This is a genomic window from Rheinheimera texasensis (assembly GCF_964031785.1).
In the GTDB taxonomy this organism is placed as follows: domain Bacteria; phylum Pseudomonadota; class Gammaproteobacteria; order Enterobacterales; family Alteromonadaceae; genus Pararheinheimera; species Pararheinheimera texasensis_A.
The window spans coordinates 190,088-216,237 of record NZ_CAXIRE010000018.1 but is presented as its reverse complement, the minus strand read 5'-3'; the positions used below and the strand labels follow the sequence as shown (position 1 = coordinate 216,237).

Below are 26,150 nucleotides of genomic sequence, written 5' to 3'. Positions count from 1 at the left end.
CTGAAAAGCCCTGCCGCTTATTTTACGCGGCCTGGACGTAAGTCATCGGCTCTGGAGGCATGGGGTTTGGCGAAATTTTGCCAGTTCAGCCGACTCGCCAGCAACATTTCACGCAGACTCAGCAAACGCGGCGTCTTGCGTTCCCCATTGCGCCATTGATGGCCACAGCAGACAGCTGTCAGCACGGCTTTGCTGGGTTTTAACAATAATTTGTTTTGATTATCAGGCTCTTGCGGCCAACCGGCCAGGGCGAACCAGCCATGTTCGTTGCAGTGCAGGCGTTGGCCTTCGCGGTCGATTTCATCAATTGAATCTAACAGGATCTGCTGCAGCCCTTGCTGTGATGCGCTTTGTGGCTGCACATACACCGGCACCAACAAACCTAACTTGGCTGATTTGCTGTAGTAGCTGAAAATACTCTCAGATTCATCCACATGCGGGACCGGGCATTGTTTGCTCTGGCTATGCAGCCAACAGGCATTCTGGCTGTCGAGTGTCAGCGGCGACGGATATTGCAGGATAAGGGTGGCAGCTTCGCGCACATAAAACGGCAAGCTTTTTAACCGGCGCGGTAAAAATGGCAATTGTTCCGGCGGAGATGATGCCAGACGTGCCAGTTCGCGCTCGTACAAGGTATTGCACAGCTCAGCATAGGTCAGGGACTGCTCCGGGTTAAACCAAAGCTGATTTTGCGTCGTCATGGCTGAATGTTAACCAACCCTCTGCTGTTTGACCAGTACTTCAAGGGATTAGCCATAGCCTGGATCACAGGGGCAGTAAGCAAAGAGCCGGCAATTGCCGGCTCTGTGACTTGATCAAAGGATTATTGACCTTTGATTTCTGCACGGCCACGGTACGGTGCTTTCGCGCCCAGTTCCTGCTCAATGCGCAGTAACTGGTTGTACTTCGACACACGGTCAGAACGGCACAATGAACCGGTTTTGATTTGACCAGCCGCAGTACCCACCGCTAAATCAGCGATAAAGGCATCTTCAGTTTCGCCTGAACGGTGCGAAATGACTGCAGTGAAACCAGCATCTTTTGCCATTTTGATGGCCGCTAAGGTTTCAGTTAAAGAACCGATTTGGTTGAACTTAATCAGGATTGAGTTACCGATACCCTGCTCAATACCACGGGTCAGGATTTTGGTGTTGGTGACAAACAGGTCGTCACCAACCAGCTGCACTTTGGTACCAATTTTATTGGTCAGATCTTTCCAGCCATCCCAGTCTGATTCATCCAGACCGTCTTCAATCGAGACGATTGGGAATTTGTCCGCCAGGCCTGCCAAGAAGTCGTTGAATTCATAAGACGTGAATTCTTTGCCTTCACCTGACAGTTTGTATTTGCCATCGATATAGAACTCAGAAGCGGCACAGTCCAGCGCCAGCGTGATGTCTTTGTTAAGCGTGTAGCCGGCAGCAGCTACTGCTTTAGAAATGACGGTTAAAGCTTCTTCGTTTGATTTTAAATCCGGCGCGAAACCGCCTTCATCACCAACCGCAGTATTTAAGCCCTGACTATGCAGCTCTTTTTTCAGCTGGTGGAAAATTTCCGCGCCCATGCGCAGTGCTTCAGCAAAAGATTTGGCACCGACAGGCTGCACCATAAATTCCTGAATGTCGACGTTATTGTCGGCATGCTCACCACCGTTGATGATGTTCATCATCGGCACTGGCATTGAATAGACACCAGGCGTGCCGTTTAAGTCAGCAATGTGCTGATACAACGGGATTTTTTTGTCAGCAGCGGCTGCGCGGGCCACAGCTAAAGACACGGCCAGAATGGCGTTGGCACCTAATTTTGATTTAGATTCAGTGCCGTCCAGGTCGATCATGATCTGGTCGACTTTGGCCTGGTCATAAGCAGACTGGCCCACTAACGCCGCTTTGATTGGGCCATCGATATTGGCTACTGCAGTGCGGACGCCTTTACCTAAATAACGGCTTTTGTCGCCATCCCGCAGCTCTAACGCTTCGCGGGTACCGGTTGAAGCACCTGATGGCGCGCAACCACGACCCATCACACCGCTTTTCAGAAACACATCGGCTTCAACGGTTGGATTGCCACGCGAATCGAGAATTTCACGGGCGACGATATTGATTATTTCAGACATGTTATTCCCCTGTAGACCAAAGCAAAAAAGCCATGCCGACAGGCATGGCTTTTCCATTATTTGGTCGTCTGTTGCTTCTGATATTTATATGCTGCTGCGACAAACCCCTGGAACAACGGATGACCGTCGCGTGGCGTCGAGTTAAATTCCGGATGGAATTGCCCGGCGACAAACCAGGGATGGTTTGGCAGTTCAATCATTTCCACTAACTGATTATCCGCAGATAAACCAGAAATAATCAGGCCAGCCTCTTCAAGTTTCGGAATAAAGTGATTGTTCACTTCATACCGGTGGCGGTGACGTTCACTGATGACGTCCGCGCCATAAGTTTCGCGGGCTTTGGTATTGGCCTTGAGGTTACAGTTTTGGCTGCCCAACCGCATAGTTCCGCCTAAGTCGGAATCGTCAGTGCGAAGTTCGACCTGACCTGCGCTGTCCAGCCACTCGGTGATTAAACCAACCACCGGGTAAGGCGTGTTCTTGTTAAACTCGGTTGAATGCGCGCCTTTGAGACCTGCCACGTTGCGGGCAAACTCAATCAGTGCGACTTGCATCCCCAGGCAAATGCCAAGGTATGGAATTTTGCTTTCGCGGGCGTATTTAGCGGCAATAATTTTACCTTCAACACCACGCTCACCAAAACCGCCCGGCACCAGAATACCGTCCAGGCCTGAGAGAATTGTTGGGCCTTTGGTTTCAACATCCTGTGAATCAATGTATTTGATGGTCACGGTCAGACGGTTTTTTAAACCGGCATGATTCAGCGCTTCATTAACGGACTTATAGGCGTCTTTTAATTCAACATATTTGCCAACCATACCAATGGTCACTTCGCCGGTCGGGTTGCTTTCCTGATACAACACCTGTTCCCATTCGGTCAGGTCTGCTTCCGGACAAGTCATGTAGAAACGACGGACCACTAAATCGTCCAGGCCCTGTGATTTCAACAGCGCCGGGATTTGGTAGATGCTGGACACGTCTTTTAATGAAATCACCGCGCGCTCTTCCACATTGGTAAAGAGGGCAATTTTGGCTTTTTCGTTGGTTGGAATAGCGCGGTCTGAACGGCACACCAGAATATCCGGCTGAATACCGATAGAACGTAATTCTTTCACCGAGTGCTGGGTTGGTTTGGTTTTGATTTCGCCGGCAGTGCCTAAATAAGGCACCAGCGTTAAATGCATAAATAACGCGCGTTCACGACCAATTTCAGTGCCAAGCTGGCGAATGGCTTCCAGGAACGGCAGTGATTCGATATCACCAACAGTACCGCCAATCTCAACGATGGCAATGTCATAACCTTCAGCACCGGCCACAACACGGGCTTTGATTTCATTGGTGATATGCGGGATGACCTGAATGGTCGCGCCCAGGTAGTCACCGCGGCGTTCGCGGCGCAGCACTTCAGAATAAATCTTACCTTGGGTGAAGTTGTTGAGCTTGGTCATCTTGGTGCGGATGAAACGCTCGTAGTGACCTAAGTCTAAGTCGGTTTCGGCGCCGTCTTCGGTGACAAAGACTTCACCGTGCTGGATGGGGCTCATAGTGCCCGGATCGACGTTAATGTACGGATCCAGTTTCAGGATCGTTACCTTCAGGCCACGTGCTTCTAAAATTGCGGCTAATGATGCAGCTGCAATGCCTTTACCTAAAGATGAGACAACCCCACCCGTCACGAAGATGTATCTTGTAGTCATGAGACCCCTGAGACAACGTTGAATTTAATGGACCAATAGCCCATACCCACCAGCAGCAAAGCAGCTTATTCCGGGCGGTAAGATTATTGGTATCAGGACGGGCGGAAAGTATAACAAAGACAAGCTGGCGGCTCAATCAAAATGCCTGCTTGGATCTGTAGTCACTGCCGCTGTCCGCTCCCGGCGCAGCCAAAAAGTGAAAATTATGCTAAAACAGCCAAAGACCAATCACATGCAACTGCTATGACTATTTCTGTACAACTGCTGCTGATATGCAGTGCCTTTGGCGGCCTGAACGGTTTGTTGCTGGCCGGCTATTTCTTTTGCCAGCGCACCGAAGTGCTGACCCACCGTCTGGCCGGCTTATTAGTGCTGATGCTCAGTGTCCGGGTGCTGAAATCGGTGCTGTTTTATTTTAATCCGGAGATTGGCAAACACATTCTGCAGCTGGGGTTGTCGGCATGCTGGATGATTGGTCCGGTGCTGTATGCGTATTGCCTGAGTGTCTGCCAGCCGGAAGCGGCTCAGCGCTGGTATCGCTGGCTGTTGGCGCTGCCCTTTGTGCTGGTATTGCTGACTGGAATGTGGTGGCCCTATGCCGATTATCCAGCCTTGTGGGGTGGCCTGTTATATCGCTTGATAAATTACAGCTGGCTTGGTTTTATTCTGCTGAGCAGCCTTTTGTTATGGCGTCACTACCAGCAAAGCCGCAGCAGCGTGCGGCAATATGGCGTCAGGCACGGTGTGTTATTGCTGCTGTGGTGTAGTAATCTTTTGCTGTGGTGTGCATTTTATTTCGCGTCTTACACCTCTTATATCAGCGGCGCACTGACTTTTAGTCTGTTGTTATGCTGTAGTGCACTGACAGTGTTTTATCACCAACAGCGGCCGGTACCGGCTTATGCCAACAAGAAACTCGATATCAGCACCGCAGAGCCACTGCTGACACAGTTGCAGCACTGGATGCAGACGCAACAGCCTTATCTGGATGCCAGCCTGACGATGCCAAAACTGGCCCGTCAACTGGGCTGGCCAAGCAACAGATTGTCGCAGCTGTTAAATGACAACCTGGCGCAGTCTTTTCCTGATTACATCAACAGCTTGCGTATCAGTCATGCGCAAATACTACTGCGCCGGCAGCCTGTACTCAAAATGCCGGAGCTGGCCGAGCGCTGTGGTTTTAACTCGTTGTCGACTTTTTACAGCGCTTTTAAGAAACACACCGGTATGACACCGGCGCTGTACCGGCAACAGCAGCCCACAACAGTTGCCGGAACAGCTTCCGAAATGATAAATCCGGTATCCGGCATCATGTCCTGAGACTGCGCCTCCCCGCTTCACCCGTTACTCTGAGCGTGGTTTTCATCCCACAGTTCAAACGGAGAAGTTATGCGTAAGATTTACCTGGGTCTGCTGTTCTGTTGTTTTACCGCAAGCGCAGCAGAGCACAGCAAGACCGCCCCCATTGCGCCTGTAATTCAAACCGAAGCCACCAGTCCGGCGGCTTATCAGGCGATCCGCCAGAGTATCCAGCATTATCTGCAGGGCACCTCCTATAACGACCAGGCAAGGATCCGTCAGGCCTTTCATCCGCAAGCCGATTTGTTGCTGGCCAAACCGGAGCAGCCATTCTGGAAAGTGCCGCTGACCGAATATCTGTCCTGGTTTAAGCCAGCCAATGCAGGCCAGTTTACCGGCCGGGTTGGTGAGATCCTCAGTATTGAAATCGACGGCGACATCGCCAGTGCCAAAGCTGAAATTCTGCTGCCGGCAAAAGGCCAGCGCTATGTCGATTTGTTTTTATTAAAACGCATCGATGATCGCTGGCAGATTGTCAGCAAAGCCGCCGCCCAACAAAGCGCCAAACCAACCGGGCAAAGAGTGCTGTTTATTGTGTCCAGCGCGCATTTTCATGGCAACAGCGACCTGCCGGCCGGTGCCAGTTTCTCCGAGCTGGTGAACGCCTACGCCGAATTTAAACAAGCCGGCTATACCGTTGATTTGTTGAGTCCGGCCGGCGGCGCCGTGCCACTGGCCTATATCGACACCTCGGACCCACGGCAAAAAGCCCATTTATACAATCAGGACTTTATGCAGGCGTTAAAACACAGCAAAACTGCGGCTGAACTGAAAGCGGCTGATTATCGCGCTGTGCATTACATCGGTGGCAGCAGCGCCATGTACGGCGTGGCTGAAAATGCGGACATCGCCCGGCTGGTGATGGATATTTATCAACAACACCAAGGCATTATCTCGGCGGTGTGTCATGGTACTGCGGGGATTGTTCATCTGAAAACTGCCGATGGACAATATCTGGTGAAAGGTAAGCGTGTTTCCGGCTACCCCGATGTTTTCGAAAAACAGGATGCTGCGTATTACCGGCAATTCCCCTTTAAGATCCAGCAAACCATCGAAGCGCGCGGTGGCCTGTTCCGGCATGGCAAAGCCGGCCAGCCGCATATCGAAGTCGATGGCCGCCTCATTACCGGGCAGAACTTTCAGTCATCCGCCGGCGTCGCCAAAGCGATTATCGCCCAGCTGCAACAGGAAAAAAAACCGGCCGTGCTTTAGAGTGAAGATTCAGGCAGAGCCGCTGCGCTCTGCCAACTTGACCTGTTCCCAGGCAGCATCCATCTGTGCCAGGCTGGCTTGTCCGACCGGTTCCGGCTGGCTGGCCAGTCTGATTTCAACCTGACGAAAACGCCGCTCAAACTTTTGATTGGCACTTCTGAGTAAAGTCTCCGGCTGAAAACCGGCTTTACGCACCACATTGACCAGCGCAAACATCAAATCACCCAGCTCTTCCGCGAGCGCAGCCTGATCTTGTTGTGGCGCGGCCATTTCCGCTTCGACTTCTAAGATTTCTTCGCGCACTTTGTCCCAGCAGCCGCTGAGATCCGGCCAGTCAAACCCAACACTGGCACAGCGTTTTTGCAGTTTATAAGCGCGGGTCAGCGCCGGTAAGCCGGTCGGTACATTATCCAGCACACTGTGTTGGCCATTGTCACCGCGCTCCGCAGCTTTAATCGCTTCCCAGCCCTGTAAGACTGTGGTCGCATCGGCAGGTGCTGCGCCGGTTGCTTCTGCCGATGCATCCGGAAACACATGCGGATGACGGCGTATCAGCTTGTCACAAATGGCGCGGACGCAGTCGTCAAAGTCAAACCGGCCTTGTTCTTTGCCAATCTGGCTATAAAACACCACCTGAAATAACAAATCGCCCAGTTCGTCCGGCAGCTCATTGATGGCGCCCCGTTCGATGGTGTCGGCCACTTCATAGGCCTCTTCCAGCGTGTAAGGCACTATAGTCTGGTACGTCTGGGCCTGGTCCCAGGCGCAGCCCTGCTCCGGGTCGCGTAATGTCGCCATAATGGCGAGTAAGTCGTTGATATTTTTTGACATCGGTTGAATTCCGGGGATGAATGTGACCGGTATCGCCGTGACAGCAGGCGATACCGGCTCAAGGATTCTACTGCGAGCGCTTCGCCTCAATCACATCGTCAATCTGGCTAACTTTGGTCAGCAATTTGTTCAGTGAATCCAGGTTATACAGTTCGAGCGTCATATAAATCGTCGCCGTTTGCCGGGACACATCGGAGTTACTGCTCATTCTGAGCACGTTGGCTTTTTCATTGGCCAGAATGCTGGTGATATCGCGCAATAGGCCGTTGCGATCGTGCGCCACAATACGAATGCTGGCTTCATACCCTGAAGCATATTGGTCGCCCCAAGTCGCTTCCACCACCCGTTCAGGATGTTGTTCCTGCAGATTTTTAAACTGTTCACAGTCATCGCGGTGCACTGCAATGCCGCGGCCTTGCGTGATGTAACCGATAATGGCATCGCCAGGCAACGGCTGGCAGCAGCCCGCCATATGCGTCAGCAGATTGCCGACGCCCTGCACCACCACATGGCTTTTGCTGTGCGTCTGCATCGGCTTGGAGATCAGCCGCGGGTCAATTTCCGGCGCGTCATGTTTGTTGTGCAGGCTTTGAATGTAATTAATCACCTGCGTGACTTTAATCTCGCCGCCGCCAATGCCAACCAGCAGTTCTTCGATGGAATTGACATTAAAACGCTGCAGCACTTTGACCGGCTGATCTAAAGGCACATTGAGCCGGGCCAGTTCGGTGTCGAGTAACTCTTTGCCAGCCGCATAGTTTTTATCGCGGTCCTGCAAACGGAACCAGTATTGCACTTTAGAGCGCGCCCGGCTGGATCTCAGGTAACCCAAATTCGGGTTCAGCCAATCCCGGCTTGGATTGGCTTCGCGGCCGGTCAGAATTTCGACCTGATCGCCGGTTTTTAACTGGTAGGTAAAAGGCACAATGCGGCCGGAGATTTTGGCGCCGATACACCGATTGCCGACGTTGGAATGCACATAATAGGCAAAATCGAGCGATGTCGAACCGAGCGGCAAATCGACGATATCGCCTTTGGGCGTAAACACATAAACCCGGTCTTCAGTGACCTGATTGCGTAATTCTTCCGCCAGCGAAGAATCGACCACTTCTTCCTGCCAGGCCAGAATTTTACGCAGCCAGCCAATTTTCTCATCCAGCGCACCTTCGCGGCCGGCCGGGCCGCCTTCTTTGTAGCGCCAGTGCGCCGCCACGCCGAGTTCGGCATCTTCATGCATCTGCCTGGTACGGATTTGAATTTCAATAGGCCGGCCCTGCGGCCCCAGCACCACGGTATGGATCGACTGGTAGCCGTTTTGTTTTGGCGTCGCGATGTAATCGTCAAATTCTTTCGGTAAGTGCTGCCAGCTGGTATGCACAACACCCAGCGCGGCGTAACAATCCTGCACCCGTTCGGTCACAATCCGCACGGCGCGGATGTCGTACAGCTGGTCAAATGCCAGATGCTTTTTCTGCATCTTTTTCCAGATGCTGAAAATATGCTTAGGCCGGCCATAGACTTCGCAATCGAGCTTTTCCACCACCATCTGGTCGCGCACCGCCTGCACAAAATCGCGCATATACTGCTCGCGGTCGAGGCGTTTTTCTTCAAGCTGGCTGGCAATTTTTTTATAAACCTGCGGATGCAGATAACGAAACGCCAGATCTTCCAGTTCCCATTTCAGCTGACCAATCCCCAGCCGGTTGGCAAGCGGGGCAAAAATCGCATTGGTTTGTTTAGCGGCCAACACCCGGGTTTCTTCGTCAGCGTTTTTCACGTCCCGCAGATAACAGATTTGTGCGGCCAGTTTGATCACCACAGCGCGCACATCTTCGACCATCGTCAGCAGCATTTTGCGCAGATTGTCAGCTTGCTGCGCATTTGGGGTCTGATTCGGCCCGACCGGGATAGTGCGAATAGCTTCCATCTGGTCCACTGCGTGCAGCATGTTGCAAACCGGCGCGTCGAAATGGGCGTCCAGCGCTGCCACGTCCAGCAGTCTGGCTTCAATCAGCGGGAATAATAAAGCGGCGGTCAGGGCGTCTTTATCCATGCGTAAATCCGCCAGGATCTCAACCATTTCCCAGCCTGTGCGCACTTGTGGACAAGTCGCTTCGGTCAGTTCCTGCTGATTCAGCCACTCGCCTGCGGCCAGCAGGCAAGCGATTTTTTTCTCACTGAGCCCCAAAGAAATCAGCCAGGCCGAGGTTTCCCCTGCATTATATTCCGTGCTGTGTGAGTGCCGGACCGTGACCATGCTTACCTCGAAATATTCAGCGTATTAACTATTTAGCTCAGTTCAAATAATGCCATCAGCTCCAGGTGACTGGTATAGGGGAACATATCCATCACCCCAATTTTGCTAATCTGATAGCGATTTCCCAGTAACACCCGCGCATCGCGGGCAAAAGTAGCCGCATTACAGGAAACGTACAATATCTGTGCCGGTTTGAGTTTGACTATCTCATCCACGGCGCCGGCAGCGCCGGCACGGGCGGGATCCAGAATCACCTTGTGATAGTTTCCGCGGCTCCAGGGCTGGCCTTGCCAGGGTAAATGCAAATCCCCCTGCATGAAACTGCAGTTGCTGTAGCCATTCAATGCTGCATTGGCGGTGGCCCGTTGCACCATATTGGCCACACCTTCGACCCCGGTAACCTGTGCCACCAGCGGCGCAAAGGCCAGACTAAAATTACCGATACCGCAATACAAATCAAGCACTTGATCAGACTTTTCTGGCATAAGCCATGCGATTGCCTGCGCCACCATCGCCTGATTCACCGGCGCATTGACCTGGATAAAATCGGTGGCGTCAAATTGCAGCCGCTGACCAGACGCCAGCCGGTATTCAGGCTGTGGTGTGTCCGGTTGCCAGGCCACAAATTCGTCGCTTTGCGGCTCGCCAATCCACCAGGCTTCCGGCCAGGCAGCTTTTAGCAGGGCTATATCGGTATCTGCCAGCGCTTTGATATGGCGGATCACGACAAAAGCCTGACCATCGGCGTCCAGCACTTCCGCATGAGTAATAGCACTGCCGTGCTGCAACTGAGGCAAAGTCTTACGCAGCACCGACAGCACCGGCGCTATAACCGGGCTTAACACCATACAATGCGGGATATCGAGAATTTCTTTGCCACCGGCCTGGCGAAAGCCAACCTGAAACTGCCGGCTCTGTTTGTCATACCAGACACCAATCCGGGCTTTACGCCGATAACCGCTGCTATTGGCAGACAAGGGGGCTTGCCACAAGGGTGCTTGCCAAGGTAATGCCGACACTTTCAGCTGATGAGCCAGCAAGCCTGCCACCGCCTGTTGTTTTAATTGCAGCGCAGACTCTGGCGCCACAAACTGCAGCTGACAACCGCCACACTGAGCGGCTGACGGACACAGCGGTTTGACCCGTGCTGGCGCCGGCTGCAGCACTTTTTGCACCACAGCGCGGCTATAGTCTTTTTTCTGTTCAATGATACGGCACTGTACCTGTTCGCCCGGCAACGCCGCTTCGATAAAACAAATCTTGCCCTGATGGGTGCTGATGCCCTGCGCTTCGTGGTCCCAGCGCTGCACATCTAAGACGGCGTGTTGAGGCAAATTAGTTTTTTTCTTTGTCTGATAGATGCTTACCATAAATTCCGTTCGGGCCTTGCCTGTGCTGTTCTGCCGTTTGCACCTGGAAAACCGCATAGGTTTTTGCCGGGTGTTATGTCATGATAAATAACCGATAGCCCATTGTAGCAAGCAGTGCCCCAGATGACGAAAATTGCTTTACGCGATTGGATCCTGTTAATTACTTTGTTGCCGACTTTTTTGGCCAGTGCCGGTCTTGGCGGTTATTTCAGTTACGTGCGTTACGCCGATTTATCGCGTTATCTGGCCGATCAGGCAGCAAACATTGCCGAACCTCTGGCTATCGCCTCAGCTTTTGGCCTGCTGCAGCAAGACAAAGCTTACCTACAGCGTTTGCTGGATGTCAGTCATCGTAAAAATTCCCCGCTGGTACGCACCATCGCCATCTTTGACCACCAGCATCAGCTTGTCGCGAGCTCCAATCTGCACAAAGATTTCGCTGAACTGCGCTTAAACAAAGACAGCGCATTGCCTGATTTACCACAGCTTAGCCAGCAGGATAATTACCTGCTGATCCGCGCCCCTATTCAGCTGGAGATGAGCGAAATTCAAGCGCTGGCACTCAGTGCCCGCAGCAATGATGGCCAAACGGCCCGTTTACTGCGCACAGAAGGCCGCCTCGGTTATGTGCTGGTGCAGGTGGATAAAGATAAGGTGATGCTGGCGCAGCAGAGTTCTCTGCTGGTCACGGCTTTGCTGGTGTTGTTATCGCTGAGTCTGGCGCTGATGCTGAGCCTGCGTTTACTCGGCAAACTCAGTCAGCCACTGCAACAGCTGCTGGCGCAGATTGAACGTCTGGCCGAAGGCCGCTTCGAAAGGCACCTGGAGCAACCTTTTATCGGTGAGTTTGACCTGATGCGCCTTGGTGTTAATCAGCTCGCCAACGAGCTGAAACACTATAAAGATGAGATGCAGCATACCGTTGATCAGTCCACCAGCGACTTAATCCAGACCATGGAGCAGCTGGAAATGCAAAACGTGGCGCTGGATATGGCGCGGCGTAAAGCGCAGGACGACAACAAGCTGAAGTCGGAATTCCTCGCCAAAATGAGCCATGAACTGCGCACACCACTGAACGGTGTGTTGGGCTTTACCCGGCAATTACTGAAGACGCAACTCACGCACCACCAGCAGGATTACCTCAATACTATCCAGAAATCAGCCAACAGCCTGCTGTCGCTGGTCAACGACGTGCTGGACTACGCCAAATTAGAAGAAGGCCGCATGCCGATAAATCCGGAGCCTTTTTCCATCCGCGATTTAGTGCACGATGCTGTCGAACTGTTGGCGGTAAACGCTTTTGACAAACAACTCGAACTGGCACTGCAAATAGATGCAGATGTGCCGGATGCGCTGATTGGCGATCCACTGCGCATCAATCAGGTGCTGATGAATATCGCCGGCAATGCGATTAAATTCACCGAACACGGCAGTATTGTGATCAGGCTGCAGCATCAGCCGACTAATGACGACAAAGTCCTGCTGCATTTCGAAATTCAGGACACTGGCATCGGCATAGCCCCAGCGCAGCAGGAACAGCTGTTTCATGGCTTTGCCCAGGCCGACGGTAGCATTGGCCGTCGCTATGGTGGCACCGGCCTTGGTCTGATTATTTCGCAGCGACTGGTTGAAGCCATGGGCGGGCAAATTGGTTTCCACAGTAAAGCGGGCGAAGGTTCAACCTTCTGGTTCAGTCTGGCGCTTTCGGCGCATCACCTGAATGTCAGTGAACCTTTGCCGGTGCAGTTACTGCGGCAAAAAAGCGTGTTGTATCTGGAGCCACAGCAATATTCGCGTGAGTCCACACTGAGTTTACTTAATAGCTGGGGGCTCAGGGTATCAGCCTGCGCCACGCCTGCCCAATTACAACAAGCGTTGGCACAACAAGACCAGTTTGATATTGCGCTGATTGGTCGCACTGTATCGCTGGATCAGCTCAATCCGATTGTTGAGCTGATCCGGCAAATCAAACCACACTGCCAATATTTGTATCTGCTGGTCAATTCACTGTCGCCCAATTTACGTGAAGCTTTACTGCAAAGCGGCGCTCAGGCGTGTCTCGCCAAGCCGGCGCACCAGCGTAAACTGGCGGCTACGCTGGCAAGGCCTTACAACCAGCAGCAAGAGGTGGCCACAACCTCACCCAGTCAGCCCAAAGCGCAGCTGCGGGTGCTGACAGTCGATGACAATGAAGCTAATTTAAAACTGATTAATGCGCTGCTGGGCGAGCTGGTTGAAACGGTCGATTCAGCGACGCAAGGCGCGGAAGCCTGGCAGCTGGCATCACATGCGCATTACGACGTCATTTTTATGGACATCAATATGCCGGTGATGGACGGCGTCACGGCTTGCCAGCGTATTCAGCAAAGTTCGCTGAACGAAGAAACACCAATCATCGCGGTGACGGCGCATACCCTGCCTGGTGAGCGCGAGCGTTTACTGAATCTGGGGTTCTGTGAGTTTTTGAGTAAACCGCTGGACGAACAAATGCTGCAGTACGCGTTAAAAGAATGCTGCCCGGCGTTCAGCCTGCCACAGCTCAGCACTGTGTTCACGCCGCAGGCTCAGTCCGCCGCAACACCTTCGTTACCGCAAAGCCGCCATGTCGACTGGGAACTGGCGTTACAACGGGCGGCGGGGAAAACGGAACTGGCGCGAGACATGCTGCAGCTGCTGCTGGCGAGCCTGCCACAAACCCTGGCCGATTTAGAGAAATATCGCGAGAGTAATCAAAAAGATGCGCTGATCCAGCTGGTGCACAAACTGCACGGTGCCACTTGTTACACCGGGGTGCCGCACATCAAAGCGTTGAGTGAGACCATCGAAACCCAACTGAAAACCGGCGCCAGTTTGTTGCAGCTCGAACCTGAACTGTTTGATTTGGCCGATCAGCTGCAGGATTTACTGGCTGAATCACAGCAGTGGAATTTCTGAGTCTGGCATTGCTGAGGCAGGATTATCGAGTGTGGCTCAGGATTCCAGAATCACAGTAGCCATCGCAAAAGCCTGCTCGTCACTGATCGACAACCAGGTGTGACGTAAACCCAGGCTGGCGGCCAATTCTGCCGCCGCGCCGGTCAGTTCCAGCACCGGACGGCCCGCTTCGTCATTGCGCGTATTAAAGTGCTGAAACGAAATGCCACGGCCGATACCGGTGCCGAGTGCTTTGGCCGCCGCTTCTTTTGCCGCAAAGCGCTTGGCAAAATAACGTGCCGGCTGGGCATGCGCGGCATAAATCACTTGTTCCTCAGCCGTCAGCACGCGCTCAATCAGCCGTGGTGAACGCGCCAGGCTTTGTTCAATCCGGCTGATCTCGACGATGTCCGTGCCAAGGCCAAGAATTGCCATTAGCGACGCGCCTCGACCATCAGGCGTTTCATTTCTGCAACCGCAGGACCCAGGCCGGTAAAAATCGCCTGGGCAATAATGGCGTGGCCGATATTCAGTTCATGCATTTGTGGAATGGCCGCAATCGGCTGCACATTGTGCACATGTAAGCCATGACCGGCATTGACAATCAAACCCAAAGACGCTGCATATTCAGCGGCACTGCGGATACGTTCCAATTCGGCTTTTTGCTGTTTCGGGCAAGTCGCATCGGCATAAGCGCCGGTGTGAATTTCGATATAAGGTGCGCCGCTGCGGGCTGCTGCTTCAATCTGTTTGTGGTCGGCGTCGATAAACAATGACACCAGAATGTTGTTGCTGCTGAGTTCATCCACCGCTGTTTTGATGCGGTCGAACTGGCCGGCGATTTCGAGCCCGCCTTCTGTGGTCAGTTCCTGGCGTTTTTCCGGCACCAGACAGCAAAAATGCGGCTTCAGCTCCAGCGCAATACGCAGCATTTCATCGGTCAGGCCCATTTCAAAATTCAGCCGGGTCTGAATGGTCTGGCGCAGTAAAAACACATCGCGGTCCTGAATGTGGCGGCGGTCTTCACGTAAATGCACAGTGATACCATCCGCGCCATATTGTTCGGCCAACAAAGCGGCATGCACAGGCTCCGGATATTGACTGCCACGCGCCTGACGCACAGTGGCCACGTGGTCGATGTTAACGCCTAAATAAATCGGTTGCATGAATTCTCCGTGACACGCCAAAGCGTGAATAAACTCAGTCTTGCCGGAACAGACTGCGGCTATGCAGTGGTGCCGGGCCCAATAATGGCCGCAGCAACTGCCGGTTTAATTGTTTGGCGCAGCGTAAACTGCTGCTTTTCCAGTCGCCCTGGCTGATGGCGAGCAAATCGGCGCCGAAAAAGCCTTGTGGCGCAGCGACAAAACCATATTCGTGTTGCCACTGGTAATAACAGTCACTATTCAACAGTTCGCCCTGTGCATCGACACTGCAATCCACCGGCACCCCCAGCTCCTGCAGTAACAGCAGCTCAGTCTGGCGCAGCACTTGTTCAAGTTCTGCGCGGGCTTGCTCACTGTTGGCTGCCAGCTGCAACGCCCACAGGCTTTGTACAGCTTGCTGATAAATCTCGAATAACGTATCGGCGAGCACCTGCGCCGGAAACAACCGGCAAATCAGTTCATTCAGATAAAGCGCACTGAACAGCCACTCTTTTTGCAACGGCAAAGCGGCCTGCTGCTCTTCGATACGCCGGACTGTTCTGAGCTCAGTGTGGCCGCTGAGCTCCACCCAACACAAACAAAACAGCGGCCACTGACTTCGGCCGCTGTGTTTTTTCGCTGGCCGGCGGGCGACTGCCCTGATCCGGCCCTGCCCCGGGATCAACAGATCCAGCAGCAACTTTTGGTCCTGAAAGGCCACGCTGTGCAGCAAATAGGCTGAAACGGCGTGTCCGCTCATTAATCTTCGCCGTAACCCAGACTGCGCAAGGCGCGCTCATCGTCGGCCCAGCCGGATTTCACTTTGACCCACATCTGCAAAAACACTGGCTGTTCAAATAAATCTTCCATGTCTTTACGTGCTTCAGAGGCAATAGTCTTAATGCGTTCGCCGGCTTTACCAATCACCATCCGTTTTTGCGTATCGCGTTCGACCAGAATCAAGGCCGCGATGTGGTAGTGTTTTTCTTCCCACTTAAAGCGTTCAATCTCGACCGTGACCGAATACGGCAGTTCGTCGCCGAGAAAGCGCATCAGCTTTTCGCGCACGATTTCGGAGGCCATAAAACGCTGCGAACGGTCGGTGATGTAATCTTCCGGGAAGAAAAACTCGCACGGCGGTAACTGGCTGTGCACAATTTCCCGCAGTTTACTGACGTTGGTGCCTTTTTCTGCCGACAAAGGCACAATTTCCAGGAACTGCAGCTGACTACCGAGCCACTGCAGATGTGGCAGCAGCTCTTCTTTGTCTTTGTATAAATCAACTTTGTTGACCGCCAGGATCACCGGCTTTTTCGCGACAATAAGACGGTTTAACACCATCTGGTCGTCGTCGGTCCAGCGTGTGCCTTCAACCACAAAAATCACCAGCTCGACATCTAAAATCGAGGTGGCGGCAGCTTTGTTCATCAGCCGGTTAATGGCACGTTTTTCTTCGCTGTGCAGGCCCGGCGTGTCGACATACACCGTCTGGTAGTTACCGACGGTATCGATGCCAACAATACGATGGCGTGTGGTCTGTGGTTTTTTCGAAGTAATACTGACTTTCTGGCCAATCAGCTGATTGAGCAATGTCGATTTGCCGACGTTTGGCCGGCCGACGATGGCGACCAGACCAGCAAAAGTCTCGCCGGCGGTTTCTTGTAACAGATCATTCATTTTTTAATTGCTCCAGGATGGCCTGAGCACAATCCTGCTCAGCTTTGCGTCTTGAACTGCCACTGGCCTGCACCGCCTGACGCCCGGCCACTGTACAGCGCACGGTAAAGGTCTGGTCATGGGCTTCGCCTTCGACGGCGACCACGTCATACTGTGGCAGCGCCAGACGCCGGCCTTGCAGATATTCCTGCAACAAGGTTTTTGAATCTTTTTGCACACCAGGTTCGATACTAAGCAGCCGGCTGCCGAACCATTGCAGAATACGCTCTTTGCACGCCTCAGCGCCAGAATCCAGATAAATCGCGCCAAGCACAGCTTCCACCGCATCAGCCTGAATGGATTCACGGCGTGAACCGCCGCTTTTTAATTCGCCGGGGCCTAACCGCAGATGCTGGGCAATGTCGAGCTCGCGGGCTATCTCGGCCAAAGTCACGCCTTTGACCAAAGATGCGCGCATCCGCGTCAAATCGCCTTCACGGGTTTTCGGGAAATTCTGGTACAGCGCTTCGGCGATAACCAGACCTAAGATGGCATCGCCGAGGAATTCCAGCCGTTCGTTATGCTGGCCTTTACAACTGCGGTGTGTCAGCGCCTGCTCAAGCAAGGCGCTGTTGTTGAACTGATAACCGAGCTTTTTTTCAAGTTTACTTAAAGGAGGTAACATTCCCGACCTTATTCAATAGTGCCAAGGCGTTCAAAACGGACGCCAACCGGTACCCAGCTGGGTAACCAGTGATTTGGATCTTCGCTGAATTCAAAACTCATCCAGATAAAGACCGCTTTACCGACCAGATTCTGCTCCGGGACAAAGCCCCAGTAACGGCTGTCGCGGCTGTTGTCACGGTTGTCGCCCATGACAAAATAATGGCCTTCCGGCACGACAAATTCGTTGGTGGCCACGCCCGGCTGACGGTAATAATTATGGATCGGTTCCGGCAACATCGCATTTTGCAGAATGTCATAAGATTTAGTCAGATTCTGCTCAGTGAAGCGTTTCAGTGGATACGGGCCTAAGAAAAACTCGCCTTCGTTTTTAAATTCCTGCCGCAGCGGTTCTACCGTCGGGCACGGCTGATTGCTGGCTTTATCACAAGCCCGCTGAATAAATAACTGTTTGTTTTTGTATATGATTTTATCACCCGGCAGGCCAATCACCCGCTTGATAAAATCTGAAGTCGGGTCTTCCGGATATTTAAACACAGCGATATCGCCATGTTCCGGTTTACCGGTTTGCACCAAAGTGCTGCGCCAGACCGGGTCTTTCACATCATAAGAAAATTTTTCCACCAGAATAAAATCCCCAACCAATAAGGTCGGCATCATCGAACCTGACGGGATCTGGAACGGCTCATAAATGAAGGAGCGGAAAATGGTGATGATTGCGATCAACGGAAAAATATCCCGTGCCGTTTCAGTGACATAAGGCAAAGGCGCGTCTTTTTCGCGTTTTGGTTTAAACACTAAAGTATCGATGAGCCAAATCAGACCTGACACCAGCGTCAGGACGACTAACAGTATTGCAAAATATCCAGCCATGAGATTCTCGTTCCTCGTTCAGATAACCATCTGAGCTTACTGAAAATTGCAGGCCGCTGGCGAGCGCCCTGCCGGATTATATTGTTACCAGCTGTAAGTCCGTTTTGCAGAAAAAACAAAGCACCGGCCTACACAGCGGTGCTTTGTGTGACAAGACAGTAGGTTTATTTACCGACTTTCAGGATGGCCAGGAATGCTTCTTGTGGCACTTCCACGTTACCGACCTGTTTCATCCGTTTTTTACCTTCTTTCTGTTTCTGTAACAGCTTTTTCTTCCGGCTGACGTCACCGCCGTAACACTTGGCCAATACGTTTTTGCGTAATTGTTTGACCGTTGTACGGGCAATCACATGAGCGCCAATCGCCGCCTGGATCGCGATATCAAACATCTGCCGCGGGATCAGTTCTTTTAACTTTTCCGCCAGTTCGCGGCCACGGCTTTGCGCGAAATCGCGGTGGCTGATAATCGCCAGCGCATCAACGCGCTCACCGTTGATCAGAATGTCAACGCGTGACATATCAGACACCTGGAAGCGCTTGAACGAATAGTCCAGCGATGCATAGCCGCGGCTGGTTGACTTCAGCCGGTCAAAGAAGTCCATCACGACTTCAGCCATTGGCAGCTCATACACGACGGCAACCTGACGGCCGTGGTAGCTCATATTCATCTGCACACCACGTTTTTCGATACAAAGGTTAATGACGTTACCTAAGTATTCCTGCGGCACCAGAATATGGGCTTCAACGATAGGTTCACGGATTTCGTCAATATTACCCACCGGCGGCAGGTCGCTTGGGTTGTCGACCATCACTACTTCACCGGCTTTGGTCAGGACTTCATAGACTACCGTTGGTGCAGTAGTAATCAGGTCCAAATCGTATTCACGTTCCAGTCGTTCCTGAATGATTTCCATGTGTAACATGCCGAGGAAACCAATACGGAAACCAAAACCCAGCGCGCTGGAGCTTTCTGGCTCATAAAATAATGACGAATCGTTTAAGCTGAGTTTTTCCAACGCGTCGCGGAAATCTTCATAGTCATCCGAAGACACCGGGAATACACCGGCATAAACCTGCGGTTTGATACGTTTAAAGCCCGGTAACGGCTCAGCAGCCGAGTTTTTCGCTAATGTCAGCGTATCGCCGACCGGCGCGCCTTTGATTTCTTTGATACCGGCGATAACAAAACCTACTTCGCCTGTGCTCAGAATGCCGGTGTTGGTGGCTTTTGGTGTGAAGATACCGACTTTGTCGACTTCATACACAGCGCCACTGGACATGATTTTGATTTTGTCTTTTGCCTGAATTTTGCCGTGTTTAACACGAACCAGCGAGACAACGCCCTGGTAAGGGTCAAACCAGGAGTCGATGATCAAGGCCTGGGTTGGTGCGTCAACATCACCTTCCGGGCAAGGAATGCCTTTGACGATAGTTTCCAGTACATCTTCGATACCGACACCGGTTTTGGCGGAACACTGCACAGCGCCAATAGCTTCAATGCCGATAATGTCTTCGATTTCTTCGGCGACACGGTCTGGCTCAGCCTGAGGTAAGTCGATTTTGTTCAGGACCGGTAATACTTCGAGGTTCATTTCCAGCGCGGTGTAACAGTTGGCAACTGTCTGCGCTTCTACGCCCTGACCGGCGTCCACCACCAGCAGCGCCCCTTCACAGGCAGCCAGCGAGCGGGAAACTTCATAAGTGAAGTCGACGTGGCCCGGCGTATCGATAAAGTTCAGCTGATAAGTTTCGCCATCTTTGGCTTTATAGTTCAGCGTGACGCTCTGGGCTTTAATGGTGATACCACGTTCGCGTTCCAGATCCATCGAATCCAGCACTTGTTCCTGCATTTCCCGGTCAGACAGACCGCCGCAGAACTGGATCAGCCGATCCGATAAAGTCGATTTACCGTGGTCAATGTGGGCAATCACCGAGAAGTTGCGGATATGGGATATTTTAGACATTTTTTCCAATCAAAACTGAGCTGTGAAGCAGCAAGTGAATTCGCAGGCGGCAACGCCGCTGCGCCTTGCGGCAGATTAAAATTGCCGCGAATTGTACTCTAATTCCCTGCTGCTTGCACTGTGTTCTTCAAGCAGAGCGGCCGGCAGCAGAGACCTGTGTTACAGCAAGGTCTGGCAACACCCGGACTAACTGAATTTGCAGCTGACCGGCCCGCCCTTTCTCCACTCGCTGTACGGCCCGGAAAATTGCCGCTGTGGCCAGAACAGCACCAGCAAGCGCTGCTAACTCATGCCATTGCAGCAGTTGGCCGAGTAACAGCGCGGCGATAAATACGGCCAGTGGTAACAGATAAACTAACAACGCAGAACCGAGAATTGCACCAGGCGACACACTGATTTCTACCTGTTGTCCGGGCAATAAAGCCGCTGCGCCCGCCAAAAACAACTGCTGCTGACGCACTGGTAACGCCTTGGCGACCAGGCCGCTGCTGCAGCTGTCCTGTTGATTGCAGCCACTGCAGCTGGTGGAGAGCGGCGTACTGAGCCAAACGCCATCGCCATCCTGCCGCAGCACGGTCGCTGTGACCAGTAACGTCTGCAACGAGACCGCTTCTGGTTGCTGTGGGGTATGGCAGGACTTATCTTCAGAAGGCGTGATCATGGAAAGATCTCAGGCTGAGGCAGAGCACAATTTTACCGGAGCCGCTGGCTGAACTCAATGCAGCAGTCCGCCTGAGGAGCTACTGCATTGGATACAGGCCGATTATTCCACCGCAGCAGCCAGTTTAGCCGCAAGTTCTGGGCGCAATGGCCCGATGACGGTCACGTCCAGATTTTGCCGGGTCGTCACCAGAATAGTAGTGGCGCCATCTCTGAGCTGTTGTTCCGGCAAACGTGCTGTTGGCTGCACAAACACCGAGATTTGATGCAAACCATCACTCAACAACCAATTCGCCAGCACCGGGACACTACGGGTACTGACCGGTGCCTGCTGCGCCAGCAGCTGATAGCCCGGCGGGATCCAATTCAGTTTAAATTGAGCTTGCGGTGCCTGACTGTTCGCCAGCGCATGCGGCTGCTCTGGTAATTGCGCGCTGATCAAGCTTTGCAATTCAGCCGGCAGGCCCGGTTTTAACTGCAGATGCACCACCATCCAGCGGTCCAGCACGACATTTTGTTCATCAACCGTATCGACGCGCAGCGGGAAGCCGGTCTCCGCGTCCTGCCATAACCAATAACTGTAGCGACTGGCGTCACGAGCGCTCAGACGCAGCAGCTGTGCGGTACGGCCTGACAGCGGCACACTGCTGCCCGGTACAATGTCATACAGCTGTTGAATCACCGGCAGCGGCTCAAACAAAATGGCGGGGAGTTCTTTAATCGAGTCATTTTGGGTGACAATCACCGGCGCATCTGGTGCTGCGTAATAGACTTTGTCACCGCGGCGGAAAGTATCAGTGCCAACGCCGTCCTGTAATAACAGCCGTTCCAGTTCCAGCGGCACAGATAAAGAACCAGACTGCTCGTGAATGCCGTGCAGCCAGCGGTAGGTGATTAGCTGATTGGGTCTGACCTGGACAAAGGAGACGTCAAAATTGAATTTACGCACCGCTTGCTGAGTGCGCTCAAACTGCTGCCAGTCGTCGGCCAGCGCCGACAGACTGCAGAGGGCAAGTGCCAGACTGCAGAACCAGCCGGCACTGAAACGGAATGAGGTCAGACTCACTGCTGTTGACCTTTACCCTCATCCGTCGTGTCTTTTTTCGCTTGCTGAGCTGCAGCCTGTTCCATCAGACGGATTTGTTGCTGACGCGCCTGCATCAGTTCCTGCAGCCGGCGTTGTTGTTCCAGCTGCTGTTGCTGCTGCTGCGGGGTAAAGCGGGATTCGACAGAAGTCTGGCTCAGACTCACTGGCGCCGCGACACCACCAATTGGGCTGGTCTGCAGCACCGGCAGCGGCGTAGTCAGCGCATCATCCGGCTTTTGTTGGGTCTGTTGCACGCCAACGACAGCCACAATAGCGACACTGGCAGCAATTGCACCTTGCATCAGCATTTTCCACCAGCCTTGATTCGCCGCTGGTTGAGACCCACCGACAGGGCTTGCAGTTGCTTGCTGTAACACCGGCACTGGTTCTGCCACCAACTGATGGCTGTCTTCCTGTTCCAGCATCGCAGCGAAACGGTCAGCGAAAGCGGTATCCAGCTGCGGCGCCAGTTCCTGCCGGATCACTGAACCCGCCAGCTGATAACGTAACCAACTGGCCTGTAACTGTGGATCAGACAATAACGAATCGAGCTGCTCTGCACTGACGCTTTGATTATCACTGGCCGCGGAGAGCCATTCTTGATGTTCAGACGACATACTAATTCCTGTCTTCGTTGATAAATCAGCCAACAAGTGGCTTCAACTGGGTGTCTATCGCTTCCCGGGCTCTGAAGATCCGGCTGCGGACGGTGCCGATTGGGCAACCCATCACTTCAGCAATTTCTTCATAACTCAGACCGTCCAATTCGCGTAACGTGATAGCGGTACGCAGCTCTTCCGGTAGTTTTTCAATCGTGTCAAATACGACCTGGCGGATCTCTTCGGTTAACAGCAGCTTTTCCGGTGAGTCCTGCACTTTCAGTGCATCGCTGCCTTCGTAAGAATCTGCTTCCTCAGCATCCACATCGGTTGACGGTGGCTTGCGGCCATTGGCAACCAGATAATTCTTCGCACTGTTTACAGCTATCCGGTACAACCAGGTATAAAAGGCACTGTCACCACGAAAGCCCGGTAAAGCCCGGTAGGCTTTAATGAAGGCTTCTTGCGCCACATCTGCTACATCGCCGTGATTAGAGACATACCTTGAGATTAAGTTCGCTAACCTGTGCTGATATTTTCTGACCAGCAGGTTAAAAGCAGCTTTATCCCCTTGTTGTACCCGTTGGACAATCTGCCAATCCAATTCTTGCTCGCTCATCTGGGAGCCGTTCCCCTGTCTCAATACTGCTTTAAATTGTCACTGGCTCTTCTCAAGCGTACTCACTCAGATGAAGGGCTGCGGAAAAAGTTCGGTTTCACCGATAAAAAAGTTACAATAAAATGATCGCCATGCTGTTTTTCGGCATAAAAAGGCGTTTTTCGTTCAGATCATTTGCAGGTTGCGAGCCGTGCGAACGGTAGCGACAACCCGGCAGATCTGGTTAAGATCCTGTTTTTTGTCGGGTAAGTGTATCGCATGCATCATCAAAAAGAACATCGCTGTGACGTTTTAATTGTCGGCAGTGGCGCGGCCGGTTTAAGTCTGGCACTGCAGCTGGCACAGGATCTGAACGTGATAGTGCTGAGTAAAGGCCCGCTGCGCGAAGGTTCGACTTTGTATGCACAAGGCGGCATCGCGGCGGTGTTTGATGAAAACGACAGTATCGCATCCCATGTCAATGATACGCTGATCGCCGGCGCCGGCCTTTGCGAAGACGCCGCCGTGCAATTTACCGCCGAAAACGCCAAAACTGCGATGGAATGGCTGATTGCCCAAGGTGTACCTTTTGATCAGTATCGCGATGACGACGGCGTGCTGAAATACCACCTGACCCGCGAAGGCGGCCACAGCCACCGCCGTATTTTGCACGCTGCAGATGCTACTGGTCGCGCCGTGCAAATCACGCTGGTTGATCAGGTGCGCCGCCATCCAAATATCCGGCTGCTGGAAAATTACAACGCCATCGACCTTATCACAGACCAGAAGCTTGGCATCGACGGCAATCAGTGTCACGGCGCTTACGTCTGGAACCGGGACAACGAACAGGTCGAAGTCATCGCCGCCCGTTTTGTTGCGCTGGCAACCGGCGGTGCCAGCAAAGTATATCTGTATACCTCCAATCCGGATGTCGCGTCCGGCGACGGCATTGCGATGGCCTGGCGCGCTGGCTGCCGTGTTGCCAATATGGAATTTAATCAGTTCCACCCGACCAGTCTGTATCACCCGGACGCACAGAACTATCTGATCACCGAAGCAATGCGTGGTGAAGGCGCTTATTTAAAACGGCCGGATGGCACGCGGTTTATGCCGGATTTTGACGAGCGGGCCGAACTGGCACCGCGTGATATCGTCGCGCGCGCCATCGACTTTGAAATGAAGCGTTTAGGCGTGGCCTGTGTTTATCTCGACATCAGCCACCAGCCAAAAGATTTTATCCTTGAGCATTTCCCGACAATTTATGCCAAATGTTTAAGTGTTGGTATCGACATCACCAAACAGCCCATTCCGGTAGTGCCTGCCGCGCATTACACTTGTGGCGGGGTTATGACCAACCTCAATGGCCAGACTGATATGCCAAATCTGTACGCCATCGGTGAAGTGGCTTACACCGGTTTACATGGTGCCAACCGTATGGCGAGTAACTCGTTACTGGAATGTGTAGTCTTCGCCCAAAGCGCGGCACGGCATATTTTGCAGCAATGGCCGACATCAAAGCCTACACCGGCGCTGCCAGACTGGGATGAAAGCCGGGTCAGTAATTCGGATGAAGAAGTGGTGATCACCCACAACTGGCATGAACTGCGGATGTTTATGTGGGATTTTGTCGGCATAGTGCGCACCACCAAACGGCTGGAGCGGGCGCTGCACCGGGTCGAATTGCTACAGCGTGAAATTCAGGAGTATTACCGCCATTTCAGAGTCAGCAATAATTTGCTGGAACTGCGCAATCTGACGATGGTAGCGGAACTCATCATCAAAAGTGCCATGCAACGCAAAGAAAGCCGCGGTCTGCATTACACGCTGGATTATCCGCAGCAGGCGGCGCACAGCAAGCCGACAGTGCTGCAGCCAGGGCGTGACTAGGTCATTCGCCAGAGACCACGCAAAAGAAAAAGCCGGATTTAATTTCCGGCTTTTTTGTCCCTCAACGCACAGTCAGACGCCTGATTAGGCTGTGGTTTCCGGTTTCTTGCGGTATTTGATAATCAACATCACCACATAAATCTGCAGCGCAGCGGTTGCCAGTTGACCAAGAATAGACTGCAGTTCAAAGTACTTTTCCGCATAGATGTACAAACTGATATTGCCCAGCGCAAAAGCAGCCCAGGTCAGGGCCGGTACGCCGGCAGATTCTTTGGTGCGCAGTAAATGCACAAGCTGCATCAGGGTGGCCACCGGAAAAATAATCGCCGGAATATATCCGACTAATTCAACAAAACTCATAAGAACTTCCTGTTTTTGCAGAGAGGAAAATCGCTGCGATAGTGGATCAACTAAACCACTGCATCAGACCAGCCGGCGCTGGTGGTTGTTGCCAGCGCAGCTGTTGAATGTGGCGCGCCAGCGCGCGCACATCGGCTGCCGATAATGCATCCTGAAACAGCCAAAGCCGCTTTGTCTGACCATCACCGCTACGCCATTGCAGCCAGAATCCCAGCCAGCACTGTTGGCTGTCTGGCAATAACTCACCTTGTTGCATGGATAACTGTTGCTCTGGCGAAGTATCCGCCGAATCTACCGCATCGCTGCGTATTTGCAAACCGCAGTCGAAACTTAGTACCCAACTGCGTTTGGATGGTTGTATCGCAGCAAAACAATAATAAAACACCGGTAACCAGCCGCACTGCAGCCACCAGGACGCAATGACCCCAACACTTCCGGCACTGAGCAGCGCCAGCGACAGCAAACAACAGAGCAGCCGGACATGCCAGACTGAATGCCCGACGCGCAGCGTCCGGCATTGCATATTTTACACCCGCACCCGGTTCAGGATCACCTGAACCAAGGCTTGTAGTTGCGGGTCTGGCGATTGGGCATGGCCCATAAACCAGGCAAATAAATCAGGATCATCACAGGCCAGCAGGCGTTCAAAGATATGTTTTTCCGGCTCTGTCAGCGCGTCGTAACCATGTTCGACAAAAGGCGCCAGCAATACGTCCAGCTCCAGCATGCCGCGGCGGCAGGCCCAACGTAATTTCGGTTTGGTCATTAAAGCAGTCATAACATTCCTGTGAGTACAGCGTGAAACGCCGAGGCAGATAAGGGCTAAATTCTAACAAAAAAATCGCTCAGGGGTTGTGCTTTTGCCGGCTACACCCAATGATC

24 protein-coding genes are annotated in these 26,150 nt (G+C 52.8%); 4 read left to right on the top strand and 20 right to left on the bottom strand.

Features of this window, described 5'->3' with window-relative positions:
* Positions 1-17: 17 nt before the first annotated feature.
* The 3 genes from ABNT34_RS08480 to ABNT34_RS08470 form a co-directional block, all read right to left on the bottom strand.
* Entirely contained in the window at positions 18-701 is a 684-nt protein-coding gene (locus ABNT34_RS08480) for a hypothetical protein (RefSeq protein WP_348730599.1), read from the bottom strand.
* 122 nt (positions 702-823) lie between these two features.
* A complete protein-coding gene (gene eno, locus ABNT34_RS08475) occupies positions 824-2,116 on the bottom strand; it encodes a phosphopyruvate hydratase (RefSeq protein ID WP_348730597.1) in 1,293 nt (430 codons plus the stop codon).
* 56 nt (positions 2,117-2,172) lie between these two features.
* Positions 2,173-3,813, bottom strand: coding sequence for a CTP synthase (locus ABNT34_RS08470; protein WP_348730595.1), 1,641 nt, complete (start codon positions 3,811-3,813; stop codon positions 2,173-2,175).
* A 243-nt stretch (positions 3,814-4,056) separates the two neighbouring features.
* Between ABNT34_RS08470 and ABNT34_RS08465 the strand changes: the two genes are divergently transcribed.
* Together ABNT34_RS08465 and ABNT34_RS08460 are read left to right on the top strand one after the other, a co-directional pair.
* A complete protein-coding gene (locus tag ABNT34_RS08465) occupies positions 4,057-5,133 on the top strand; it encodes a helix-turn-helix transcriptional regulator (RefSeq protein ID WP_348730593.1) in 1,077 nt (358 codons plus the stop codon).
* Positions 5,134-5,202: 69 nt separating this feature from the next.
* On the top strand, positions 5,203-6,384 hold the full coding sequence (locus ABNT34_RS08460) for a nuclear transport factor 2 family protein (RefSeq protein WP_348730591.1): 1,182 nt from the start codon (positions 5,203-5,205) through the stop codon (positions 6,382-6,384).
* 9 nt (positions 6,385-6,393) lie between these two features.
* Here ABNT34_RS08460 and mazG read toward each other — a convergent pair whose 3' ends face one another.
* The 3 genes from mazG to rlmD form a co-directional block, all read right to left on the bottom strand.
* Positions 6,394-7,215, bottom strand: coding sequence for a nucleoside triphosphate pyrophosphohydrolase (gene mazG / locus ABNT34_RS08455; protein WP_348730589.1), 822 nt, complete (start codon positions 7,213-7,215; stop codon positions 6,394-6,396).
* A gap of 67 nt (positions 7,216-7,282) precedes the next feature.
* A complete protein-coding gene (gene relA, locus ABNT34_RS08450) occupies positions 7,283-9,472 on the bottom strand; it encodes a GTP diphosphokinase (RefSeq protein ID WP_348730587.1) in 2,190 nt (729 codons plus the stop codon).
* A gap of 32 nt (positions 9,473-9,504) precedes the next feature.
* Positions 9,505-10,842 carry a 23S rRNA (uracil(1939)-C(5))-methyltransferase RlmD gene (gene rlmD, locus ABNT34_RS08445; RefSeq protein WP_348730585.1) on the bottom strand — a complete coding sequence of 446 codons (1,338 nt, stop codon included), beginning with the start codon at positions 10,840-10,842 and terminating at the stop codon, positions 9,505-9,507.
* Between the two features lie 123 nt (positions 10,843-10,965).
* On the opposite strand from rlmD, the gene barA reads away from it, so the two are divergent.
* Positions 10,966-13,776: a two-component sensor histidine kinase BarA gene (barA, locus tag ABNT34_RS08440; RefSeq protein WP_348730583.1), complete on the top strand. Its 2,811-nt coding sequence runs from the start codon at positions 10,966-10,968 to the stop codon at positions 13,774-13,776.
* Positions 13,777-13,812: 36 nt separating this feature from the next.
* On the opposite strand, the gene acpS is transcribed toward barA, so the two are convergent.
* From acpS to rpoE, 11 genes are all read right to left on the bottom strand, one after another.
* Complete coding sequence (gene acpS / locus ABNT34_RS08435) at positions 13,813-14,190, bottom strand: holo-ACP synthase (RefSeq protein WP_348730581.1); 378 nt, start codon at positions 14,188-14,190, stop codon at positions 13,813-13,815.
* Positions 14,190-14,921, bottom strand: coding sequence for a pyridoxine 5'-phosphate synthase (pdxJ, locus tag ABNT34_RS08430; protein ID WP_031567821.1), 732 nt, complete (start codon positions 14,919-14,921; stop codon positions 14,190-14,192). Before pdxJ ends, acpS begins: the two co-directional genes overlap by 1 nt.
* Before the next feature lie 34 nt (positions 14,922-14,955).
* Positions 14,956-15,660 (bottom strand): DNA repair protein RecO, encoded by a 705-nt coding sequence (locus ABNT34_RS08425; protein WP_348730579.1) that lies wholly within the window; start codon positions 15,658-15,660, stop codon positions 14,956-14,958.
* Positions 15,660-16,577 carry a GTPase Era gene (era, locus tag ABNT34_RS08420; protein WP_031567814.1) on the bottom strand — a complete coding sequence of 306 codons (918 nt, stop codon included), beginning with the start codon at positions 16,575-16,577 and terminating at the stop codon, positions 15,660-15,662. Before era ends, ABNT34_RS08425 begins: the two co-directional genes overlap by 1 nt.
* Positions 16,570-17,241, bottom strand: coding sequence for a ribonuclease III (gene rnc / locus ABNT34_RS08415; protein ID WP_348730577.1), 672 nt, complete (start codon positions 17,239-17,241; stop codon positions 16,570-16,572). Before rnc ends, era begins: the two co-directional genes overlap by 8 nt.
* An 8-nt stretch (positions 17,242-17,249) precedes the next feature.
* A complete protein-coding gene (gene lepB / locus ABNT34_RS08410) occupies positions 17,250-18,113 on the bottom strand; it encodes a signal peptidase I (RefSeq protein ID WP_348730575.1) in 864 nt (287 codons plus the stop codon).
* A 164-nt stretch (positions 18,114-18,277) separates the two neighbouring features.
* Positions 18,278-20,077, bottom strand: a complete 1,800-nt coding sequence (gene lepA, locus ABNT34_RS08405) for a translation elongation factor 4 (protein ID WP_348730573.1) — start codon at positions 20,075-20,077, stop codon at positions 18,278-18,280.
* A gap of 127 nt (positions 20,078-20,204) precedes the next feature.
* Positions 20,205-20,738 carry a SoxR reducing system RseC family protein gene (locus ABNT34_RS08400; RefSeq protein ID WP_348730571.1) on the bottom strand — a complete coding sequence of 178 codons (534 nt, stop codon included), beginning with the start codon at positions 20,736-20,738 and terminating at the stop codon, positions 20,205-20,207.
* A gap of 102 nt (positions 20,739-20,840) precedes the next feature.
* A complete protein-coding gene (locus ABNT34_RS08395; protein ID WP_348730570.1) occupies positions 20,841-21,803 on the bottom strand; it encodes a MucB/RseB C-terminal domain-containing protein in 963 nt (320 codons plus the stop codon).
* Positions 21,800-22,441 carry an RseA family anti-sigma factor gene (locus tag ABNT34_RS08390; protein ID WP_348730568.1) on the bottom strand — a complete coding sequence of 214 codons (642 nt, stop codon included), beginning with the start codon at positions 22,439-22,441 and terminating at the stop codon, positions 21,800-21,802. Before ABNT34_RS08390 ends, ABNT34_RS08395 begins: the two co-directional genes overlap by 4 nt.
* 25 nt (positions 22,442-22,466) lie before the next feature.
* A complete protein-coding gene (gene rpoE, locus ABNT34_RS08385; protein WP_348730566.1) occupies positions 22,467-23,042 on the bottom strand; it encodes an RNA polymerase sigma factor RpoE in 576 nt (191 codons plus the stop codon).
* A 258-nt stretch (positions 23,043-23,300) separates the two neighbouring features.
* Between rpoE and nadB the strand changes: the two genes are divergently transcribed.
* Positions 23,301-24,908 (top strand): L-aspartate oxidase, encoded by a 1,608-nt coding sequence (gene nadB / locus ABNT34_RS08380; RefSeq protein ID WP_348730564.1) that lies wholly within the window; start codon positions 23,301-23,303, stop codon positions 24,906-24,908.
* 84 nt (positions 24,909-24,992) lie between these two features.
* Here nadB and ABNT34_RS08375 read toward each other — a convergent pair whose 3' ends face one another.
* Genes ABNT34_RS08375 through ABNT34_RS08365 form a run of 3 tightly spaced genes read right to left on the bottom strand, consistent with a single transcriptional unit; the run spans position 24,993 to position 26,046 of the window.
* Positions 24,993-25,268, bottom strand: a complete 276-nt coding sequence (locus ABNT34_RS08375) for a hypothetical protein (protein WP_051685851.1) — start codon at positions 25,266-25,268, stop codon at positions 24,993-24,995.
* 46 nt (positions 25,269-25,314) lie between these two features.
* Positions 25,315-25,791 carry a hypothetical protein gene (locus ABNT34_RS08370; RefSeq protein ID WP_348730563.1) on the bottom strand — a complete coding sequence of 159 codons (477 nt, stop codon included), beginning with the start codon at positions 25,789-25,791 and terminating at the stop codon, positions 25,315-25,317.
* A 3-nt stretch (positions 25,792-25,794) separates the two neighbouring features.
* A complete protein-coding gene (locus tag ABNT34_RS08365; RefSeq protein ID WP_031567789.1) occupies positions 25,795-26,046 on the bottom strand; it encodes a succinate dehydrogenase assembly factor 2 in 252 nt (83 codons plus the stop codon).
* Positions 26,047-26,150: the final 104 nt, after the last annotated feature.

What these genes read in the sequence shown, in the direction of transcription:
- ABNT34_RS08480 (WP_348730599.1), bottom strand. Translation starts at nt 701, where the DNA reads ATGACGACGCAAAATCAGCTTTGGTTTAACCCGGAGCAGTCCCTGACC.
- eno (WP_348730597.1), bottom strand. Translation starts at nt 2,116, where the DNA reads ATGTCTGAAATAATCAATATCGTCGCCCGTGAAATTCTCGATTCGCGT.
- ABNT34_RS08470 (WP_348730595.1), bottom strand. Translation starts at nt 3,813, where the DNA reads ATGACTACAAGATACATCTTCGTGACGGGTGGGGTTGTCTCATCTTTA.
- ABNT34_RS08465 (WP_348730593.1), top strand. Translation starts at nt 4,057, where the DNA reads ATGACTATTTCTGTACAACTGCTGCTGATATGCAGTGCCTTTGGCGGC.
- ABNT34_RS08460 (WP_348730591.1), top strand. Translation starts at nt 5,203, where the DNA reads ATGCGTAAGATTTACCTGGGTCTGCTGTTCTGTTGTTTTACCGCAAGC.
- mazG (WP_348730589.1), bottom strand. Translation starts at nt 7,215, where the DNA reads ATGTCAAAAAATATCAACGACTTACTCGCCATTATGGCGACATTACGC.
- relA (WP_348730587.1), bottom strand. Translation starts at nt 9,472, where the DNA reads ATGGTCACGGTCCGGCACTCACACAGCACGGAATATAATGCAGGGGAA.
- rlmD (WP_348730585.1), bottom strand. Translation starts at nt 10,842, where the DNA reads ATGGTAAGCATCTATCAGACAAAGAAAAAAACTAATTTGCCTCAACAC.
- barA (WP_348730583.1), top strand. Translation starts at nt 10,966, where the DNA reads ATGACGAAAATTGCTTTACGCGATTGGATCCTGTTAATTACTTTGTTG.
- acpS (WP_348730581.1), bottom strand. Translation starts at nt 14,190, where the DNA reads ATGGCAATTCTTGGCCTTGGCACGGACATCGTCGAGATCAGCCGGATT.
- pdxJ (WP_031567821.1), bottom strand. Translation starts at nt 14,921, where the DNA reads ATGCAACCGATTTATTTAGGCGTTAACATCGACCACGTGGCCACTGTG.
- ABNT34_RS08425 (WP_348730579.1), bottom strand. Translation starts at nt 15,660, where the DNA reads ATGAGCGGACACGCCGTTTCAGCCTATTTGCTGCACAGCGTGGCCTTT.
- era (WP_031567814.1), bottom strand. Translation starts at nt 16,577, where the DNA reads ATGAATGATCTGTTACAAGAAACCGCCGGCGAGACTTTTGCTGGTCTG.
- rnc (WP_348730577.1), bottom strand. Translation starts at nt 17,241, where the DNA reads ATGTTACCTCCTTTAAGTAAACTTGAAAAAAAGCTCGGTTATCAGTTC.
- lepB (WP_348730575.1), bottom strand. Translation starts at nt 18,113, where the DNA reads ATGGCTGGATATTTTGCAATACTGTTAGTCGTCCTGACGCTGGTGTCA.
- lepA (WP_348730573.1), bottom strand. Translation starts at nt 20,077, where the DNA reads ATGTCTAAAATATCCCATATCCGCAACTTCTCGGTGATTGCCCACATT.
- ABNT34_RS08400 (WP_348730571.1), bottom strand. Translation starts at nt 20,738, where the DNA reads ATGATCACGCCTTCTGAAGATAAGTCCTGCCATACCCCACAGCAACCA.
- ABNT34_RS08390 (WP_348730568.1), bottom strand. Translation starts at nt 22,441, where the DNA reads ATGTCGTCTGAACATCAAGAATGGCTCTCCGCGGCCAGTGATAATCAA.
- rpoE (WP_348730566.1), bottom strand. Translation starts at nt 23,042, where the DNA reads ATGAGCGAGCAAGAATTGGATTGGCAGATTGTCCAACGGGTACAACAA.
- nadB (WP_348730564.1), top strand. Translation starts at nt 23,301, where the DNA reads ATGCATCATCAAAAAGAACATCGCTGTGACGTTTTAATTGTCGGCAGT.
- ABNT34_RS08375 (WP_051685851.1), bottom strand. Translation starts at nt 25,268, where the DNA reads ATGAGTTTTGTTGAATTAGTCGGATATATTCCGGCGATTATTTTTCCG.
- ABNT34_RS08370 (WP_348730563.1), bottom strand. Translation starts at nt 25,791, where the DNA reads ATGCAATGCCGGACGCTGCGCGTCGGGCATTCAGTCTGGCATGTCCGG.
- ABNT34_RS08365 (WP_031567789.1), bottom strand. Translation starts at nt 26,046, where the DNA reads ATGACTGCTTTAATGACCAAACCGAAATTACGTTGGGCCTGCCGCCGC.